This window comes from Kribbella shirazensis, from assembly GCF_011761605.1.
GTDB lineage: Bacteria > Actinomycetota > Actinomycetes > Propionibacteriales > Kribbellaceae > Kribbella > Kribbella shirazensis.
The window spans coordinates 1447037-1466173 of record NZ_JAASRO010000001.1 but is presented as its reverse complement, the minus strand read 5'-3'; the positions used below and the strand labels follow the sequence as shown (position 1 = coordinate 1466173).

The 19137-nt window shown below is 68.6% G+C and carries 16 protein-coding genes; 8 read left to right on the top strand and 8 right to left on the bottom strand.

What is annotated here, in order from left to right; translation table 11 throughout:
• Positions 1-13 precede the first annotated feature (13 nt).
• Genes paaI through paaK form a run of 3 tightly spaced genes read left to right on the top strand, consistent with a single transcriptional unit; the run spans position 14 to position 2952 of the window.
• Positions 14-439: a hydroxyphenylacetyl-CoA thioesterase PaaI gene (gene paaI / locus BJY22_RS07230; RefSeq protein ID WP_167204620.1), complete on the top strand. Its 426-nt coding sequence runs from the start codon at positions 14-16 to the stop codon at positions 437-439.
• The gene (pcaF, locus tag BJY22_RS07225; RefSeq protein ID WP_167204618.1) at positions 436-1638 is read left to right on the top strand and encodes a 3-oxoadipyl-CoA thiolase; all 1203 of its coding nucleotides are present in this window, start codon (positions 436-438) and stop codon (positions 1636-1638) included. The genes paaI and pcaF overlap by 4 nt, the downstream gene beginning before the upstream one ends.
• A 9-nt stretch (positions 1639-1647) precedes the next feature.
• Positions 1648-2952, top strand: coding sequence for a phenylacetate--CoA ligase PaaK (gene paaK, locus BJY22_RS07220; protein WP_167204616.1), 1305 nt, complete (start codon positions 1648-1650; stop codon positions 2950-2952).
• A gap of 90 nt (positions 2953-3042) precedes the next feature.
• Here the strand turns inward: paaK and BJY22_RS07215 are convergent, their stop codons facing one another.
• On the bottom strand, positions 3043-3726 hold the full coding sequence (locus BJY22_RS07215) for a hypothetical protein (RefSeq protein WP_167204614.1): 684 nt from the start codon (positions 3724-3726) through the stop codon (positions 3043-3045).
• A 222-nt stretch (positions 3727-3948) separates the two neighbouring features.
• On the opposite strand from BJY22_RS07215, the gene BJY22_RS07210 reads away from it, so the two are divergent.
• Positions 3949-4476, top strand: a complete 528-nt coding sequence (locus BJY22_RS07210) for a DinB family protein (protein WP_167204612.1) — start codon at positions 3949-3951, stop codon at positions 4474-4476.
• 37 nt (positions 4477-4513) lie between these two features.
• The gene (locus tag BJY22_RS07205; RefSeq protein WP_337758334.1) at positions 4514-5179 is read left to right on the top strand and encodes a TetR/AcrR family transcriptional regulator; all 666 of its coding nucleotides are present in this window, start codon (positions 4514-4516) and stop codon (positions 5177-5179) included.
• A 3-nt stretch (positions 5180-5182) separates the two neighbouring features.
• Here BJY22_RS07205 and BJY22_RS07200 read toward each other — a convergent pair whose 3' ends face one another.
• A complete protein-coding gene (locus BJY22_RS07200; protein ID WP_167204608.1) occupies positions 5183-8416 on the bottom strand; it encodes a BTAD domain-containing putative transcriptional regulator in 3234 nt (1077 codons plus the stop codon).
• Positions 8417-8501: 85 nt separating this feature from the next.
• On the opposite strand from BJY22_RS07200, the gene BJY22_RS07195 reads away from it, so the two are divergent.
• Positions 8502-9854, top strand: a complete 1353-nt coding sequence (locus BJY22_RS07195) for a serine hydrolase (protein WP_167204606.1) — start codon at positions 8502-8504, stop codon at positions 9852-9854.
• Here the strand turns inward: BJY22_RS07195 and BJY22_RS07190 are convergent.
• The 5 genes from BJY22_RS07190 to BJY22_RS07170 form a co-directional block, all read right to left on the bottom strand.
• Positions 9851-10294, bottom strand: a complete 444-nt coding sequence (locus tag BJY22_RS07190) for a VOC family protein (protein ID WP_167204604.1) — start codon at positions 10292-10294, stop codon at positions 9851-9853. The two genes, BJY22_RS07195 and BJY22_RS07190, sit on opposite strands and share 4 nt — an antisense overlap.
• Positions 10295-10411: 117 nt before the next feature.
• On the bottom strand, positions 10412-11224 hold the full coding sequence (locus BJY22_RS07185; RefSeq protein ID WP_167204602.1) for an ABC transporter permease: 813 nt from the start codon (positions 11222-11224) through the stop codon (positions 10412-10414).
• Entirely contained in the window at positions 11221-12201 is a 981-nt protein-coding gene (locus BJY22_RS07180) for an ATP-binding cassette domain-containing protein (protein WP_167204600.1), read from the bottom strand. Before BJY22_RS07180 ends, BJY22_RS07185 begins: the two co-directional genes overlap by 4 nt.
• A gap of 98 nt (positions 12202-12299) precedes the next feature.
• The gene (locus tag BJY22_RS07175; protein WP_167204598.1) at positions 12300-13616 is read right to left on the bottom strand and encodes an MFS transporter; all 1317 of its coding nucleotides are present in this window, start codon (positions 13614-13616) and stop codon (positions 12300-12302) included.
• Positions 13613-14338, bottom strand: a complete 726-nt coding sequence (locus BJY22_RS07170; protein ID WP_337758333.1) for a GntR family transcriptional regulator — start codon at positions 14336-14338, stop codon at positions 13613-13615. The genes BJY22_RS07175 and BJY22_RS07170 overlap by 4 nt, the downstream gene beginning before the upstream one ends.
• Before the next feature lie 268 nt (positions 14339-14606).
• On the opposite strand from BJY22_RS07170, the gene BJY22_RS07165 reads away from it, so the two are divergent.
• Complete coding sequence (locus BJY22_RS07165; RefSeq protein ID WP_167204594.1) at positions 14607-16019, top strand: S8 family serine peptidase; 1413 nt, start codon at positions 14607-14609, stop codon at positions 16017-16019.
• 569 nt (positions 16020-16588) lie between these two features.
• The gene (locus BJY22_RS07160; RefSeq protein ID WP_167204592.1) at positions 16589-17050 is read left to right on the top strand and encodes a hypothetical protein; all 462 of its coding nucleotides are present in this window, start codon (positions 16589-16591) and stop codon (positions 17048-17050) included.
• A gap of 114 nt (positions 17051-17164) precedes the next feature.
• Here BJY22_RS07160 and BJY22_RS07155 read toward each other — a convergent pair whose 3' ends face one another.
• Positions 17165-18520 carry an MFS transporter gene (locus tag BJY22_RS07155; protein WP_167204591.1) on the bottom strand — a complete coding sequence of 452 codons (1356 nt, stop codon included), beginning with the start codon at positions 18518-18520 and terminating at the stop codon, positions 17165-17167.
• Between the last annotated feature and the right edge of the window lie 617 nt (positions 18521-19137).

Here is a 19137-nt window from a genome sequence, read left to right as displayed (position 1 = left end):
GATTGGGTAGGCCATGGACGACGTGGCGGCCAGAGTGGCGGCGGCGATGTGGGCGGAGGACACCGCCAGCGCCGGGCTGGGCATGAAACTGGTCGAGGTCGCCGAGGGAACGGCGCGGCTCGAGATGACCGTCCGCGACGACATGGTCAACGGGCACGGGATCGCGCATGGTGGATTCGTGTTCACTCTGGCCGACTCAGCGTTCGCCTTCGCCTGCAACTCGCGCAACCAGGTGACGGTCGCGCAGGCCTGCGACATCGTGTTCGTCGCCCCGGCCCGCCGCGGCGACGTGCTGGTTGCCGAGGCCCGGGAGCGGACGACGTTCGGCCGGAACGCGATCTACGACGTGACGGTCACCCGCGGCGACGAGGTGGTCGCCGAGTTCCGCGGCCGCAGCCGCCAACTGTCCGGAACCATCATCCCGGAGGACGAAGCATGAGTCGTGTGGCCTATCTGGTCGACGGGGTCCGTACGCCGATCGGACGGTACGGCGGGGCGCTGTCGGCGGTCCGGCCTGACGATCTGGCAGCGCACGCGATCTCGTCGCTACTGAACCGGACCGCCATCGATCCCGCGCTGATCGACGACGTCATCCTCGGCTGCGCGAACCAGGCCGGGGAGGACAACCGGAACGTCGCGCGGATGGCGGTGCTGCTCGCCGGGCTGCCGGACTCGGTCCCCGGCACGACGATCAACCGGCTGTGCGGGTCCGGCCTGGACGCGGTCGCCTCCGCGGCCCGGTCGATCATTGCCGGGGACAACGACATCGTCGTGGCCGGCGGGGTGGAGTCGATGTCGCGGGCGCCGTTCGTGATGCCCAAGGCCACGACCGCGTTCTCGCGGCAGGCGGAGGTCTTCGACACCACGATCGGGTGGCGGTTCGTGAACCCGGCACTGAAGGCGCAGTACGGGATCGACTCGATGCCGGAGACGGCCGAGAACGTCGCGGCGGAATTCGGCGTTTCCCGCGAGGACCAGGATCTTTTCGCGTTGCGGTCGCAGCAACGGGCGGCGAAGGCGCAGGCGAACGGGCGGCTGGCGGCGGAGATCGTCGCGGTCGACGTGCCTGGGAAGCGCGGGGCGGTGACGGTTGTGGACACCGATGAGCACCCGCGTGAGACCTCTCTCGAAGCTCTTGCGGGTTTGAAGACTCCATTTCGAACGCCCGGAACTGTGACGGCCGGTAATGCTTCGGGGGTGAATGACGGGGCGGCTGCCTTGCTCGTGATGAGTGGCGAGGCGGTGGAGGAGCACGGTGTGACTCCGCTCGCTCGTGTGGTGGGGACTGCGGCTGCGGGGGTGCCGCCGCGGATCATGGGGATCGGGCCGGCGCCCGCGACCCGCAAGCTGCTCGATCGCACCGGGGTCGCGTTGTCCGACGTCGACGTGATCGAGCTGAACGAGGCGTTCGCGTCGCAGTCGCTCGCCGTACTGCGGCAACTCGGTCTGCCCGACGACGCCGAGCACGTCAACCCGAACGGCGGCGCCATCGCCCTCGGCCACCCGCTGGGGATGTCCGGCGCCCGCCTCGCCCTCACCGCCGCCCTGGAGCTTCGCCACCGCGACGCCAGGTACGCGCTGGCCGCCATGTGCATCGGCGTCGGGCAGGGCATCGCGACCCTGCTCACCCGTCCCTGAGGAGTGCTCATGCTCGGTGATCCCTGCCCCGAGGAACTGCGCGACGCCGGCGAACGACTGACCGTCGACGAGCTCCGGCCCCGCCAACTGTCGTTGCTTCAGGCAACCGTACGGCGGGCGTACGAGAACGTCCCGCACTACCGGGCAGCCCTGGACGGCGTCGGGTTCAAGCCGGAGGATCTGCGCGAGCTGTCCGATCTGAGCCGGTTGCCGTTCACCGCCAAGGCGGACTTGCGGGACAACTACCCGTTCGGAATGTTCGCGGTGCCCAGGACCGAAGTGGTGCGGGTGCATGCTTCCTCCGGGACGACCGGGCGGCCGACCGTTGTCGGGTACACGCGGAGGGACCTCGACAATTGGGCCGATCTGATGGCGCGGTCGATCCGTGCCGCGGGTGGACGCGCCGGGGACGTGTGTCATGTTGCCTACGGCTACGGTCTGTTCACCGGCGGACTGGGTGCGCACTACGGGGCCGAGCGGCTCGGCTGCACCGTCGTACCGGTGTCCGGTGGGATGACCGAACGCCAGGTGGACCTGATCCGCGACTTCGGCGCGCGGATCATCATGGTCACGCCGTCGTACTTCCTCTCGATCGTCGACGAGCTGGCGGACCGCGGGATCGACCCGCGGGACACCTCGTTGCGGATCGGAATCTTCGGCGCCGAGCCCTGGACCGAGCAGATGCGGCAGGAGGTCGAGGAACGCACCGGCATCCACGCGGTCGACATCTACGGGCTGTCCGAGGTGATGGGACCCGGCGTCGCGCAGGAGTGCGTGGAGACGAAGGACGGCCTGCACATCTGGGAGGACCACTTCTACCCGGAGATCATCGACCCGGTCACCGGCGAGGTCCTGCCGGACGGCTCCGAGGGCGAACTCGTCTTCACCACGCTGACCAAGGAGGCCTTCCCGGTATTGCGGTACCGCACGCGCGACCTCACCCGCCTGCTGCCCGGCACCGCGCGCCCCGGGATGCGCCGGATGGAGAAGATCACCGGCCGGACCGACGACATGATGATCGTCCGCGGCGTCAACGTCTTCCCCACCCAGATCGAGGAACAGATCCTCCTGGTTGAGGGCCTCACGCCGCACTACCTGTGCGTCCTCACCCGGCCCGGTCGCCTCGACGAACTCACCGTCCAGGTCGAGGCCGCTCCTGACCTCGCCGACCGCACGACCGCCGCCGCGACCCTGTCCCGCCGCATCAAGGACCGCGTCGGCATCACCGCCACCGTCGAGGTCCTCGACCCACACGCCCTGGAACGCTCGCTCGGCAAGGCCAAACGGATCCGCGACGACCGCCGGGGTACCTAAGGACAGGAGGTAGCCGCCCGAAGCGCCGGGCGGCGGGCGCACCAAGGGCGGCACAGTCCGCTCGACAACCGACTGCCTCCTGTCGTTAGGTCACAGCAACGCTTCTACCTGCGCCTCCGGGTGCCGCGTCTTGCGGAAGGCGGGTGGGCGGATGTGGGGGCGGATCAGGGCCTCGACCTCGTAGTCCTCGAGGTTGAACTTGGCCGCGATGTCCCGGTACGACGAACCAGTGCGGACCTGGTCGATGACGTCCTCGACCAGGATGTCGTCGACCATCGGGCGGCCGTACGAACGTTCCGGGTCCACGATCACGTCGATGTCGTGGTAGATCACCAGGCGGAGCGTCCCGGCGTACCCGTCGTCGGACCAGCCGATCGCGGCCGAGCCGCGGCGGAGGACACCGGGGAAGCCGCCCTGGCTGTCCCGGATCCGCTCCCAGCCCTGCTCGCGTCCCTCGGCGGCGATCTCGACCAGCAGGTCGCGGCCGTCGTGCGCGAGCCCCGACCAGGCCAACGGGTACCGGCGTCCGGCCCGCGAGCGGAGCGCGGCCGCCGCCTCGCCGATCGCGTGCAGGGAGAGTCCTGTCCGGCGCAACTGCCGGAGCATGTGGGTCTCGACGAGGCCGGCGAACGTGATCGTCGGCTCGCCGCGGCTGCCGTTGCCCGCCTCCAGCGCACCGGACCGCAGCCAGTCGCCAAGTGTCGTCGCCGGCAGCCCGAGATGCAGAGCGGCCTCGGCGCGGGTGTACAGCGGCAGGTCGAACCGTGGATCCACGTCTCACCTCGATGCGCGGTGCGGGCGCTTGTCGTCGGTCCTAGCCTGCCAGAAATAGGGTTTCTCCCCGGCGGCCGTTCCGCTACGGTGCACGTGCCGGGGCGTCGACACCCCGGCGGTGGAGAGGAGGTGAGCGCGATGTCGAGTCGAATCGTCGTGCTACCCGTCCGCCGTGTCCGCGGCTGACCGGGTGGCTTCGTACCACCAAGGAGTTAGTCGCACATGACCGAAGTACAACGTCCTCCGCTGTCCGCCGACGAGCGCACCCAGTTGACCGGGTGGCTCGACCTGCAGCGGTCCTTCGTCCGGATGAAGTGCACCGGGCTCAGCGAGGAAGACGCGCATCGCAAGGTGCTGCCGACCTCGCCGCTGATGACACCGGCGGGGCTGGTCGCCCACCTCCGCTGGGTCGAGTACTCGTGGTTCCAGCTCAACGTGATGGGCGTGCCCGACACCGGGCAGACGCCGTGGACCGAGGGCGGTCACGTCGACGCCGAGATGTTCGTCGACGACGTACCGATCGCCCAGCTGCTCGACGAGTACGACGCCGAGTGCGCGCGGTCCAACGCGTCGATCGCCGACCTGCCGCTGGATGCCCTCGAAAAGGGCAAGTACGCCGCCAGAGGTGAGGCCGCCTCACTGCGGTACGTCCTGTGTCACATGATCGAGGAGACCGCCCGCCACGTCGGCCATCTGGACATCATCCGCGAACTGATCGACGGCGCCACCGGGTACACCAAGCTGGAGTGAGGTCACCCGGTTACGCCTGCGCCAAGGGGTGGATAGGATGTCCGGCATCTGGCACGGGGTAGCGACAAGAGGTGTGATGAGGGAACCCTCCGTACGCCGTTATTCCGGGCGGTCAGTCGAGGAGTGGAAGGCTGCGCGCCGGGAACGGCTACTGGCCGCCGCGCTCGAGCTCTTCGGGACCGAAGGTTATCCGGCGACATCCGTGGAACGCCTGTGTACACAGGCGAAAGTGTCCACCCGGCACTTCTACCACGAGTTCCAGAACAAGGAAGCCGTGCTGCTCGCGGTGCACGCGCAGGTGATCGAGTTGGCGGTCCGGAGTACCGGGGAAGCGCTCCGCCGGACCGCCGACCGGCCGGTCCGGGAGCGGATCGGCGCGGCCGTCGACTCGTACCTGCGCACGATCATGGCGGACCTCCGGCGGGCGCGGATCTCGTTCGTCGAGGTGGTCGGCGCGAGCCCGGCGGTCGAGGAGCAGCGCAACGCGTTCCGCGAGCTGCTGATCGGCAACGTCCGCGACCTCGGCGACACCGCCGTCGAGCGCGGCGAGATCAAGCACAAGGATTTCCGGTTCCTCGCGCTGGCGTTCTTCGGCGCGGTGAACGCCGTGGTCCACGACTGGATGCTCACCGAGCCCCGGCCACCGGAGCAGACAGTGCAGAATTCCCTGCGCGACCTGGCCGTTGAGCTGATTACCGCCTAGGTCCTAGTCGACGTAGCGCTTGCGGAGCTCGTCCACGGCGTCGGTGCGGGAGAGGGCAGCGCCGGCGGCGTACGCGGTCTCGAAGGCATCGTTGCCCAGGGCATCGCACAGGGTGTCGACGGCGCGCTGGACGTCGGCGTCCGGGATCGTGCGCAGGCCCTTCATCGCGGCCGCGAGCCCGAGGAGCCGGGCCGCCTGCTCGGATTCGCCGGCGAGTACTTCGGCGTCCACCGCGGCCTCGATCACCGCCGCCGCGACCGGCAGGTCTTCGGTGGAGATCGCCAGCGTGACCGCCTCCCGGCTGGACTGCTGAGCCTTCTCCAGATCGCCGGTCGCCGCATAGATCCGGCTCAGCTGCGACAACATGACCGCCTGCCCGTGCGGCGCCATCTGTTCGGCCTCGAGGTCGAGCGTCGCGTAGGCCCGCTCCGCGATTTCGCGCGCCTCGTCGAGCCGGTCGAGCCGGTACGCCAGCTTGGCCATGCCCATGTACGCCATCGCCTCGCCACCGCGCGATCCGGTCTCCTCGGACAGCTGCAGCGCGCGCTCCAGGTCCGCGCGGGCGCCGTCGTAATCGCCGAGCTCGATCCGGCTCGCCGCGGCCCCGCCGAGCAACTGGCCGACACCTTCGGTCGTACCCAGCTCCGCGATCAGCCGGAGCGCCTCGGTGAGGGACTCCAGCGCCGCCGCGTGATCGCCGACTCCTGCCTGGTAGTTCGCGAGTCCGCGCAGCGCCATCGACGTACCGAACCGGTCGCCGAGCTCACGGAAACCCTTCAGAGCGATCCTGAGGTTGACCGCCATCTCGTCGACCTCGCCCTCGTTCTCGCGGAACATCGCGCCCATCATCACGCCCATGTTCCGGATCCACGGGTCCGGATGCCGGCCCGCGGTCTCCAGCTCCGCGAAGCAGGCGGCCTTGTCCCGGCGTACCGCTGCCCACATGGCGTTGGTGAACAGCCCGATGCCCGATCCGACCAGCAGCGGATGTCTGCGCATCATCCAGCGCACCGTCGCCAGGCCCCGGACGGCCTGCTGGAACGACTTGGCCGGATCGTCGCTGGTCGACATCCGCCCGAGCGCGAGCAAGTACAGCGCCTCGGCCTTGTCCACCGGGACGCTCGGCCCCGGGACGGCGAGGGCCGCCTGCATCCAGCTCACCGCCTCGGCCGGGCGGCCGCTCATCGTCCAGTACTCACCCAGTACGGCGACCATCTGGACGGCGACCCGCGCCGAGCCGATGTCGATCGCGGTCCGGAGCGCGTCGAGCAGGTTCTCGTTGTCCGCGGTCAGCCGGGCGATCCACACGATCTGCTCGCCGGTCCGCAGCTTCGGTCGGGCCTTGCGCAGCATGCGGCTGAAGTACGCCGTGTGCGCGCGCCGGAAGCGGTCGGACTCACCCGATGCCCTCAGCTGCTCTGCGCCGTATGCACGGACCGTCTCCAGCATCCGGTAGCGCACGGACCGCTCGTCGGCCGCGGCCTCGACGAGGGACTTGTCCACCAGGGAGGCGAGGACAGCGAGCACGGACTCGGCCGGGATGCTCTCGTCGCTGCAGATCTGCTCGGCCGCCTCGAGCGTGGCTCCGCCGGAGAACAGTGAGAGTCGCCGGGCGACCGCCTGCTCGTCCGGATCGAGCAGGTCCCAGCTCCACTCCACGACAGCGCGCAGGGTCTGGTGGCGCGGCAGTGCGGTCCGCGAACCGCTGGTCAGCAGGCGGAACCGGTCCGTCAACCGGTCCACGATCTGCGGCGGGTTGAGGGCACGCAGTCTCGCGGCCGCCAGCTCGATCGCGAGCGGCATGCCGTCCAGCCGCCGGCAGATCTCGGCGACCGACTCCCGGTTGGTATCGGTCAGCTGGAAGTCGGGCCGTACGGCGCGGGCACGGTCGACGAACAGCTGCACCGCCGGGTACTCGTCGGTGGTTGCGTGCTCCGGCGGCAGGTCGAGCGGACCGACCGGATGCAGGTGCTCCCCGGGGATGCTCAACGGCTCGCGGCTGGTGGTCAGCACGCGCAACCGAGGACAGGAGGCCAGCAGCGAGTCGACCAGCCCGGCGACCTCCTGGACCAGGTGCTCGCAGTTGTCGAAGACCAGCAGGATGCGGCGGTCACCGATGACCTCCACCAGTCGCTGGGTCGCTGCGCGGCTGGTCGGGAGGTGCTTGGGCGCGAGGCGTGCCTGCGGCATGTCGACGTACTCGCTGGCGCCGAGCGTGGACAGGACGGTGGGCGCCACGTCGGCCGCGTCACCGAGCGGTGCGAGCTCCACGAACCAGATGCCGTCGCCGGACTGGTCCACGAGCGTCCTACCGGTCTCGGTGGCCAGCCTGGTCTTGCCGGCACCGCCTGGTCCGACCATGGTCACCAGCCGGGTCCCGTTGCTCAGCAGGCGGGTCAGCTCGGCCACGTCCTGACGCCGGCCGACGAAGCTGGTCAGTGGTGCGCGGAGGTTGCTGCGAGTCGCTGACGGCGCGGGTGCTGCGATGGGAGCGGACCTCGCGGCCGGGTCGACTGCGTCGCCGCGGAGTACCGAGACGTGCAGGTCCCGGAGGCGCGTTCCTGGGTCGGCACCGAGCTCGTCGGCGAGGGTGGTGCGGACGCGCTCGTACACCGCCAACGCCTCCGCCTGGCGACCGTCGGCGTACAGGGCGCGGATGAGGAGCTCGTGGACGCGTTCGCGGAGCGGGTGGGTGACGGCGAGCTGCTCGAGGTCGGAGATGAGGTCGCGGGCGTGACCGCAGCTGACCGCGGCCTCGGCCAGATCCTCCGCGCCGCCGAGGCGCAGCTCGGCCAGCCGGTCCGCCTCCACTGCGGCGAACGGGAGGTCGCGCAGGTCGGCGAGTGCCTCGCCACGCCACAGCTTGTCGGCCTGGGTGAGCAGCGCGTGCGCCTGCTCCGGGTCGGACGGGAGAAGCGCACGACCACGCCGTACCAAGTCCTCAAACTGGAGGACGTCGACGCAGTCCGGTCCGATGGTCAGCGTGTAGCCGGCCGGACCGGACTGCACGGAGATGCTCGACTCGGTTGCCGGCAGGCTCGCCCGCAACCGGGACACCAGGGACTGCAGAGCGTTCGCGCTCGGGGCCTCGGTGCCCCAGAGCGCGTCGACCAGGGTCTCGACCCCGACCGGCCGGCCGGCATTCAACGCGAGCCGCGCGAGCAGTCCGCGCAGGCGGACGCCGCGGATGTCGAGCGGAGTCCCGTCGGCCGCCCACATCGCGAGAGGCCCAAGCACCGCTATGCGCACTCCACCAGCCTCGCACATCGTCCGCACCAAACACCCGTGCCTTTTGTCAATCCGAAGCTTAAGGTCGGGGGTCGTGACAGAAATTGCCGCGCCGACTCAGATCGCGCTCTCCCGCATCGTTGCCGAACGTCAGTCCAAGGGCCGGGTTCCCGGGGTGGTGGGCGCTGTCGCCCGGGCCGGGGCGCTGGCGTGGTCGACCGGGGTCGGGTCGGCCGACCTGGACAATCCCGGCGTACCGCCGACCGCGGACTCGCAGTTCCTGATCGCGTCGCAGAGCAAGACCCTGACCGCGGTGGCGATCATGGCGCTGCGCGACGAGGGCAAACTCAGCCTCGACGACACGATCGAGAAGCTGATCCCGGAGAGCAAGCACGAGGGCATCACCGTCCGGCAGATGCTCAGCCACGCCAGCGGGATGCAGCGCGAACCGGTCGGCGACGTGTGGGACCTGATGAAGTTCCCGTCGCGGGAGGAGCTGGTGCCGGGCTGGAACGCCGCGGAGCGGATCGGCAAGCCGCACCACCGGTTCCACTACTCGAACCTGGTGTTCTCGCTGCTCGGTGAGATCGTCGCGCGGATCGACGGGCGGCCCTGGTACGACGCGATCAAGGCCCGGATCCTGGACCCGCTGGAGATGCGTCGTACGACGGTCGGGATGGACGGCGGGCCGGCGCAGACCGGGTACTACGTACCGCCGTTCTCCGATGTGCCGGTGCGCGAGCCGTTGCTGGACATCGGCGCGATGGACGCGTGCGGCGGGCTGGCGTCGACGGCGGAGGACCTGGCGAAGTGGGCCATGTTCGTCGCGAACCCGGTCGACGAGGTGCTGTCGAAGGACACCCTGGACGAGATGTGCCAGGTGCAGATCATGGCCGACGTGGACCGGTGGCAGCTGGCGTTCGGCCTCGGGTTCATGCTGTTGCGGCGCGGCGACCGGCTGTTCGTCGGGCACGACGGCGGTATGCCGGGTCATATCACGTCGACGTTCGTCGACCGCTGCTCCGGTACGGCGGGGATCGCGCTGTTCGGCGCCACGTCGTCACCGGCGCCGAGCGCACTGGCCACCGACCTGATCATCAAGGTCCTCGAGGACGACCCGCTGCCGCCCGACGCGTGGGTCCCGGGCACGTCGGTCCCCGACGAACTGTCCGGCGTCCTCGGCACCTGGTTCTCCGAGGGCTCGCCGTTCGTCTTCTCGGTGAAGAACGGCGTCCTCGAGGCCAAGTCCCCGGCCGCCGCCGAGTACCAGTCCCCCGCCGTCTTCGAACGCCTCTCCGACGACACCTACCGCACGATCTCCGGCCGCGAGACCGGCGAACTCCTCCGCATCACGCGAGACCCCGCCGGCCACCCGACCAAGTTGCACTGGGCAACCTACCTCTGCACCCGCGAACCACTGTCCTTCGGCGAGATCCAGCCCGGCTAGACGACGCAGAAGTCGTTGCCTTCGGGGTCTTGCATCCAGAGGTGGTCGAGGGTGGTGGAGTCGTCCATCGGGACCTCGCGGACCAGGGTGGCGCCGGCGGTGATCAGGGTGTCGGCTTTGGTGCGGATGCGTTGTTCGCGGAGGTGCTGGGGCTCGGCGCGGCCGCCGGCTACCTGGAGGTCCAGGTGCAGGCGGTTCTTGACGGCGCGGGGCTCGGGGACCTTGAGGAAGGAGATGGACGGGAGGACACCGTTCGGGTCGGAGATCGACGCGCCGTCGTTCCACTCGTCCTCGGGGACGTTCATGGCGTTGAGCCAGTCCTCCCAGGTGTCCCAGCCCGTCGGCGGATCGGACTCCGTGTAGCCGAGCGCCGTACACCAGAAGCGCGCGACCAGCGTCGGGTCCGCACAGTCGATCGTGAGTGTCCATCGTGTCGTCATGCGACCACTCTGACGCGGTGCACCGACAAGGCGACGTACCTCCACGCAGGCAGAACCCCCGATCTGAGCCCGATTTGGACCGATTCGACGGGTTTTGCCTGCGTGGAAGTACAGGGTTCAGGTACGGCGGCGGTAGGCGCGGATCGCCAGCGGGGCGAAGACCGCGACCAGGCCGACCATCCAGGCGAGCGTGATGAGCAGCGGGCGCTGGATGTCGCCGCCGAGCATCAGGCCGCGCATCGTGTCGACCAGGTACTTGACCGGGTTGACCTGCACGAACGCCTGCAGGAACCCCGGCAGCGTGTCCGTCTGGACGAACACGTTGCTGCCGAAGGTCAACGGGAACATCACCAGGAACGCGACCCCCTGCACACCCTGCGCGGTCTTCAGCGACAGCCCGAGCCACACCCAGATCCAGCACATCGACAGCGCGAACGCCAGCACGATCAGCAGCGCGAGGACGCCGTACCCGACGCCGTTCTGGAACCGGAACCCGAGCGCGAACCCGGTCCCCATCAGGATCACGATCGACAGCGTGTACCGCACCGCGTCGCCGAGCACCGCGCCGACCAGCGGCGCCACCCGCGCGATCGGCAGCGACCGGAACCGGTCGAACACGCCCTTCGCGAAGTCGTCGTTCAGCGCCACGCCGGTGCCCATCGTGGAGAACACCACCGTCTGCACCAGCAGACCGGGCAGCAGGAACGGCAGGTAGTCCCGCCAGCCCGCGCCCTGCGCGATCGCGCCACCGAACACGAACAGGAACAGCACCAGGAAGATGATCGGCTGGAACGTCACGTCCGCCAGCGCTTCCGGGTTCTGCCGGATCCTGACGATGTTCCGCCAGGCCAGCGTCAGACTCTGCTGCACCCATGCGAACGGGTTGTTACGCCTGGCCAAGTGGGCTGCCTCGAGAGTTGCCGTGCTCATCGGCCGACTCCTTCCAGGATCTTGGGCTCTTCGGCCGTGTGACCGGTCAGTGCGAGGAACACCTCGTCCAGGCTGGGCAGCCGCAGCGACAACTCGGTCACCGCGATCCCCTCCTCGTCCAACCGCCGTACGACGACCGGCATCGACGAACCGTCCGTCACCGGCACGCTCACCAGCGCGTTCACCACGTCGACCGTCGGCCGTGTGCCGACCGACTCCGCGACGATCGCGGCGACCCGCTCGATGTGCGACGGCTCGGCCGGGCGAACGTCCAGCGACTGCTTGCCCGCCTGCGCCTTGAGCTCGGCCGGCCGCCCGTTGGCGACCACGGTGCCCTTGTCGAACACCACGATCGAGTCGGCCAGCGCATCGGCCTCTTCCAGGTACTGCGTGGTGAGCAGCACCGTGGTGCCGTCGAGCACCAGGTTGCGCACCGTCTCCCAGACGCCGTTGCGGGCGTGCGGGTCGAGACCGGTCGTCGGCTCGTCCAGGTACAGGATGCTCGGGTCGCCGACCAGGCTCGCGGCCAGGTCGAGCCGGCGGCGCATACCGCCGGAGTACGTCTTCGCGATCCGGTCACCGGCGTCGGTCAGCTCGAACCGCTCCAGCAGCTCGTTCGCCTTGGCGCGGGCCTGCGGGCGCGAGTACCCGAGCAGCCGGCCGATCATGATCAGGTTGCGGCGGCCGGACATGTCCTCGTCGACCGAGGCGTACTGCCCGGTCAGTCCGATGATGCCGCGGACCTTGCCGGCGTCGCGTACGACGTCGTACCCGCCGACCGTGGCGTGGCCGGCGTCCGGCCGGAGCAAGGTGCCGAGGATACGGACCGCGGTCGTCTTGCCGGCGCCGTTCGGGCCGAGGACCCCCAGAACGGTGCCCGTGGGCACGCTCAGGTCGACGCCGGCAAGCGCGGTCGTACTGCCATATTTCTTGACCAAGCCGACCGCCTCGATGGCGACCTGGTTCGTTGTGGTCATCGGTTCCTCCCAGTGTTCTTACTGCACTGGGATTACCGTCGCGCGTTGACCTGTCACCGCTCTGGCACTGCGCTGACAGGCCGCTGGCTCGGAGGGTGTCAGCCCTTCAGCGGCATGATCTGGTTGGCCAGGAGGGCCTGGTACGCCTCCGGGTTGTAGCGCGCCAGGTGCCCGCGCGCCTTCCTCCGGTACTTGAGGATCTGCCGCGTGCCGATCGCCCACAGCACGTACTGGAACGCGAGCGCGAACTTGAAGTCGTCGATCCCCTGCGGCGCACCCGCCGATGACGCGTCCAGCAGTACGCCGACCATGCCGATGCAGAGCAGCGTGGCGATGAAGCCACCGGTGTTGACCATCCCGTTCGCGGCACCGAAGCGCGTCGACGGGTTGAAGGTCCGCGCGTAGTCCAGCCCGAGCATCGAACCCGGACCACCGGCGGCCTGTACGACGATCAGCGCCAGGAGCACCGGCAGCGGCGCACGACCCGGCCAGAGCAGTACGACGGTCCACATCAGGACCGAACCGGCGATCACCGCCAGAACGATCCACGACCGGTAGAACGGGAACCTAGCGGCGTACCGACCGACCAGCGGTCCGTAGCAGAGTCCTGCCAACACTGGGATGATCAGCATGGCCGCCGCGGTCGTCGGAGCCAGCCCTTGTCCCTGGACGAGGAACGGGTAGCCCCAGAGCAGCCCGAACGTACTGCCGGAGAAGCTGGTGGTGAAGTGCGTCCACAGGCCGAGGCGGGTACCCGGCTCCCGCCAGGCGCGACGCAGGTTCTTCTTGACCTCGCTGAGCGGCTGCTTGGCGCGGCGGAGCGGTTCGTCGTACGGCGTGTCCTTGATGAGGAACAGGACGAGCAGACCGGTCAGCACGCTCAGTACGCTCGCCGCGGCGAACGTCGGCGTCCAGCCGAAGGCGTGGAAGGCAGCGGCCATCGGTACGGTCGACATGATCGCTCCGAGACCACCGAGCATTCCGGTCGCCTGCGACATCACGGGCTGGCGCAGCGCGGGGAACCAGGACATGACTACGCGCAGCACGCTGATGAACACCAGTGCGTCGCCGACACCTAGTACTGCGCGTGCGGCGAGCGCAGCGGGGTACGAGTCGACCAGGCTGAACGCAGACTGCGCTACGAACAGCAGTCCGGACGCAGCGATCAGCAGGCGCTTGGAGCCGTAGCGGTCGAGTAGTACGCCGACCGGGACCTGCATCGCGGCGTACACCGTGAGCTGTACGACGGTGAAGCTGGCCAGCGCGGATGCGGAGATGTCGAAGCGTTCGGCGGCCTGGAGGCCGGCCACGCTCATCGAGCCGCGGTGCAGGACGGTGACGAGGTACGTCAGGACAGCAGTGGCCCACACCGCCCAGGCTCGCCGTCCGCCCAGGGGGAAGAGGAGTTCGGTCACCGGGTGCTCCGCAGATCCGTTGCGGCTTCGGCGATGTGTGCGACGACGAGCTCGCGGAAGCGCTTGACGCTGTTGCCCCCGAGGGCGCCGATCAGCTCCTGGTGCGCGGTGATCGACTTGTCCATCCGGGCCGGCTGCATCTCGATCCCGGGGACGCCCATCCGGACCTGGCGGTCCCGCAGGCTGTTGTAGAGCTTCGCGAGGATTTGGTTGCCTGCGGCATCGACGATTGCCTCGTGGAAGGCTCGGTCGGCCTCCAGGAAGCTCTTCGCGTCGCCCGCCTTGCGGTGCGCGCGCATCTCGTCGACGCGCGCGGTCAGGGCCTCGATCAGCTGCTTGCGCCGCGGCCACACCTTGGCGGCGGCGTGCGTCTCGATCAGCTCGCGGGCCTCGAGCACGTCGTCGATCTCCTGCGGCAGCACCGGGAGGACGAGGGCGCCCTTCTTCGGGTAGAGCTTGACGAGGCCGGACTCCTCCAGCCGGAGCAGCGCTTCGCGGACCGGCGTACGGGAGACTCCGACCGCGGTCGCCAACTCACCCTCGGTCAGCAGCTCACCACCCGGGTACGTGCGGTCGAGGATCGCCGCCTTCACGTACGCGTACACGCGCTCGGCCGCGGGGATCTTGTCCACCCCCGGCCCCGCCTCGACAACGACCCGCGCGATCTCCGCGGTCTCTTCACCCAATGTCAACGCGTCGTTCGCCGCGTCCCCGCCTGCCACTGCACTCCCACCCATACGACTCGTATCTCTGTTGTATCTATCTTACACACACACCTAATCCACCGGCGCGCCCGGGTATTCCCCAACTTTGTCCACGAGTTATCCACAGGCAGATCCACAGGATGTGGGCAACTGAGCGTGATCGACCCGCTGCGTGCAGGGTTTCCCCTGCGTTGTGGATGAAGAACTCCGTCTGTGCGCGATCCGGCCTAGAGTCCGGGTTACCGGCCCGGGTCCGTCCGCCCGAGCCTTGCCTTGAGGAGGCTTCGTGTCCCGAACTTTCCGTCCACGCCGGCTGGCGGCCGGCCTCTCCGCCGCCGCTCTGGTCTGCCTGTCACTCGGCGCCGCGACCACCGCGAACGCCACCCCGAACGCCGCCGCGCTCGACGACGCGGCGACCGGCCCGCTGATGAACTACGTGGTCAACACCAAGGCCACGCCTGGCCACGTCCGGAAGACCGAGCAGGCCGTGAAGGACGCGGGCGGCACCGTGCTGGTCTCGTACCAGCAGCTGGGCGTCGTGGTCGCGCAGTCGACGAACCCCGCTTTCCGGACCGACGTCCGCGCGACGCACAACGGGCGTGAGGTGCAGTCGGTCGGCGCCACCCGGACGGCCGCGGTCAGCGAAGGCGCCGGCGGTCAGAACGGGTTCACCGCGACACCGGCGCTCGACCCGCGCGAGGGCGAGCAGTGGGACATGGTCCAGATCAAGGCGGATCAGGCACACACAGTGACGGATGGTTCGCGTTCGGTGCTGGTCGGCATCAACGACAGCGGCGTCGACGACACCCACCCGGATCTCGCACCGAACTTCGACGCGGCGGGCTCGGTCAGCTGCGTGCGGAACGGCGTACCGGACACCACTCCCGGAGCGTGGCGGCCGACGAGCAGCTCACACGGCACCCACGTCGCCGGAACGGTCGCCGCGGCACGCAACGGCGTCGGGATCGTCGGCGTGGCCCCCGGCGTACGGATCGCGTCGGTGAAGGTGGTGAACGACGACGGCTTCATCTACCCCGAGTACTCGATCTGCGGGATCGTGTGGGCCGCCGAGCACAACATGCCGGTGACGAACCACAGCTACTTCATCGACCCGTTCGAGTTCTGGTGCAACGACAACGGCGACCAGGGCGCCGTCCAGGAAGCGGTACGGCGGGCGTACGCCTGGGCCACGGACCGCGGCACCCTCTCGGTCGCCGCCGCCGGCAACGCGAACTACGACCTGGCCAACAAGACAGTCGACCGCAACAGCCCGAACGACTCGACCCCGGTCACCCGCACCATCAACAACGACTGCCTCGACATGCCGACCGAACTGCCCGGCGTCATCACCGTCGCCAGCACCACCCAGACCCGCGCCCGCAGCGGCTTCTCCAACTTCGGCCTGAACAGGATCGACGTCGCCGCTCCCGGCAGCTCGATCCTCTCCACCCTCCCCGGCGGCCGCTACGGCCTCTCGAGCGGTACGTCGATGGCCTCGCCCCACGTCGCCGGCGTCGCCGCCCTGATGAAATCCACCCACCCGTCATGGGGCCCCACCGACATCGAACACGCCCTCCACCAGCAGGCCGACGACACCGCGTGCCCCACCACCCCCGACCCCCGCTGCACCGGCACCACCACCGAAAACTCCTTCTTCGGCGAAGGCATCACCGACGCCCTCGACGCCGTAACCCCCTGAACCGAGTGGGGGTCCCCCGCCCGGGACCCCCACTCACTCCCAGAAACCTGTTGCTTGGGGAACTGTGGCTGCCCCACGCGCCGCCACGCGCGGCTCGTCCCTCGCCGTGCTACGCACCGCTCCCACCCACTGGCCGATCAGCCGGCATCTCATTGCCCGCTGGCGCAGACCATCAAAGGGTCGGCGCGTGGCCTCAATCCGACGAGACCTCACCCCGGTGATCATCGCTCGCACGACGACGTCGGAGCTGATGTCGGATCGTAGACAGCAGCAAGCCAGCCACCCACCAAGTGAAGAAGAACGTACCGCCGAACAGTTGGAAGGCGAACTCCCCAGGTCCAACGCCCGCCTGTAGCCCGTAGATGACTCCGCAAAGGACCCCACCCACGATGCCGAACCACCACAGCGGGTCGGTTCGAAGCGGGCGATCGAAGAACGGCCGGGGAATCACGCGCACATGATCACACGCCGCGGACCGATCGGGCGGCAGGATGATGACCGGGCATGGGTGCGGCGTCAAGAGCGCGCAGCTCAGCAGAAGAGGACGACTGCCGCGAGATGATTGCCCCATGCTGATCCGCGAAGGCCGAGGAAGGCTGGCGTCAATGCTTGCCGACGCTGGAACTACTCCGGGTCCTGCGACCGTGGACGACGTGCGCACTGTCGTTGACGTCTTCCGGCGGTTTGCTGCGATCCCAGCCGAGGACGCGGCCCCGGTCGAGGAGGACGGCGACGCAGTCCTCGCCCAGTTCGGGACATACGACTTCCGCAGTACGCGAGAGTTCTCGGCTGACCTCACCCGGCAGTTCCTTGAAGCGGGTGACGAGGACTCGCCGATGTGGCAACTGAGCTGCACCTTTCACTGGGATCCCAGCCCCGAAACTGAGCGCCTCGCCGAAGGGAGTCTATGGTCCTTCGGTCTGACCCTCGACCAGTTCTTCGCTGAGGCGGTTGCTCTGCCTGGTTGGGCCTGGGCGCTCGGCAGCTTGAAGGCTCCACGTGACCTCGCGATCACGCTTGAAGAGGTTTGAACGGCCGACCCTGTCGCGGATCAGTTGGCGGATTGCAGAACCGTCGAGCGACAACTTTCACGACACACGCACGTACGCCACCAACGAGTTCCTGCTACCAAGGTGGCTCTGCGGTCATTGACGAATTTGTTTTGAGGTCTCGGTGTCTGGGAGTTGGCGGAGGGTTCGTAGTGGGCTGAGCAGGGCGAAGGCGGTGCCGGTCATCATGACGAGGCTGCTGGTCGCCAGGGTGGCGCGGAATCCGACCAGCGCGCCCAGGGTGCCGCCGAGGAGGGCGCCGATCGGTTGCATCCCGTGGACCAGGAATCGCCAGGTGGCCTGAGTTCGGGCGAGGAGTTCTGGGGCGACCAGGGTCTGGCGGATGGTCTGCTGGTTGATCCCGTAGAGCGTCGGGCCCCAGCCGCGTAGGAGTTGCGCGATGACCAGAACTGCGAGGACCACGGCCATCGGCCCTCCTGCGGCGGCCATCACCAGACCGGCCAGACTTGACAGCATCATGCCGACGATGAAGGCGGGACCGTTGCCGAGCCGCCCGGTGATCTGCACCCCGACGGCGGCGCCGACGATGCCGGCGGCCCCGGCCAGTGCGATGACCAGGCCGACCAATCCAGCCGACAAGCTGAGCTCACGGACCAGGAACAGTACGACGACCACCGCCTGCATCTGACCCGCCAAAGCGCCGACAGTGGCGGCGATCGTGGTCGCCCGCAGCGCGGGGTGCTCGAGTGCCGCCCGTACGCCGCCCCAGATGTCCTTGAATATCGACTCGTTGGCCGGGCCCGCGGCAGTCGACCGGCCCGTGACGCTGATGCGCGCCTTCGAGATGGCCGACAGCAGGAACGAGGCAGCATCGACAGCGATCGCAACGGGGGCAGTGAGGAGCTGGACCAGGACGCCGCCGATGGCACTGCCGCTAGTGGCGACGACGGAGTTACTGAGTGCGAACGCGCTGTTGGCTGCCAACAGTTCACGGCGGGGCACCAGGAGCGGCGCGAACGATTGAGACGCGATCGTGGAGAACAGGCTGCAGGTCCCGGTGATCACGACGACGACGTACAACTGCCACATCTGCAACAGCCCCGTCGCTGCCAGAATCGGCACTGTTGCCAGTGCGGCAGCGGCCAACAAGTCAGCACCGACAATGACTCGGCGATACGACAGCCGACCCACCCACACTCCGGCCGGCAGACCCAACACAAGGTGCGGAAGAAACGAGGCTGCTCCCAGCAACCCCATCTGCACCGACGACGCACCAAGGACCAGCACCGCGGTCAGGGGCAACGCAACGGACGTCACACTCGACCCCAACAGAGAGATCGAGTCGCCACCGAACAAGTGCCGAAAATTCCGATGCTCGACCAACACACGCCACTGAGCTCTCACCGCCCCCAGTAAACCCGCGCCGACCGCCGCCGGCGTGGAGGGACGACCGATGCCGACGAGAACCGCCGGTACGAGCACCTTCTGCATGCGGGTCGGCTAAAGCCATCGAGTCAGAAGCACCGTTGGCGTAGCACTACTTGAGTGAGGGTAGAGGGTGAGTCTCGCGCCGGTGGAGGCGCTGATGACGGCTCGGTCTCCGAGGGGCTCGGCCAGGGTGACGGTGGCCGGCGTACCGAGCCCAACGTCCACGCACCCGCCCTGCACCGGGCTGTGGCTCCCGCCGATGACGATCAGGTCGTCGAATTCGAGCACATGAGCTCGAAGGTCGGGATCACACTTCCCATGATGGAGGACGAACGTGAGCGAGCTGCCTTCGACGCGGCTGAGCCTTCCGACCTGGAGAAGGCCACGTTCCGGCTTGGGGAGCCCGGGCGGTGGGATGGGCTCTACCAAAGGTTTGAGCACCGCTGTGGATATCGCCAGTACGACGATTGGTCTCGACAGGCCCTTCGCAGTGAAGGACCACATAGGCACGGTCGCACGACCCCTACTCGTGTCGACTTCGACTGTTTTCAAGGAAGCGCTGGTGATCGTGAGCCGGCACTTCGATACCGGCACCGATACATGCCCACAGTTGTCGTATGTGGTGCCGATCGCTGCAGTCAGTGCGGGCCGGGGATCGAGGACGCTCACCGAGAGGGTCG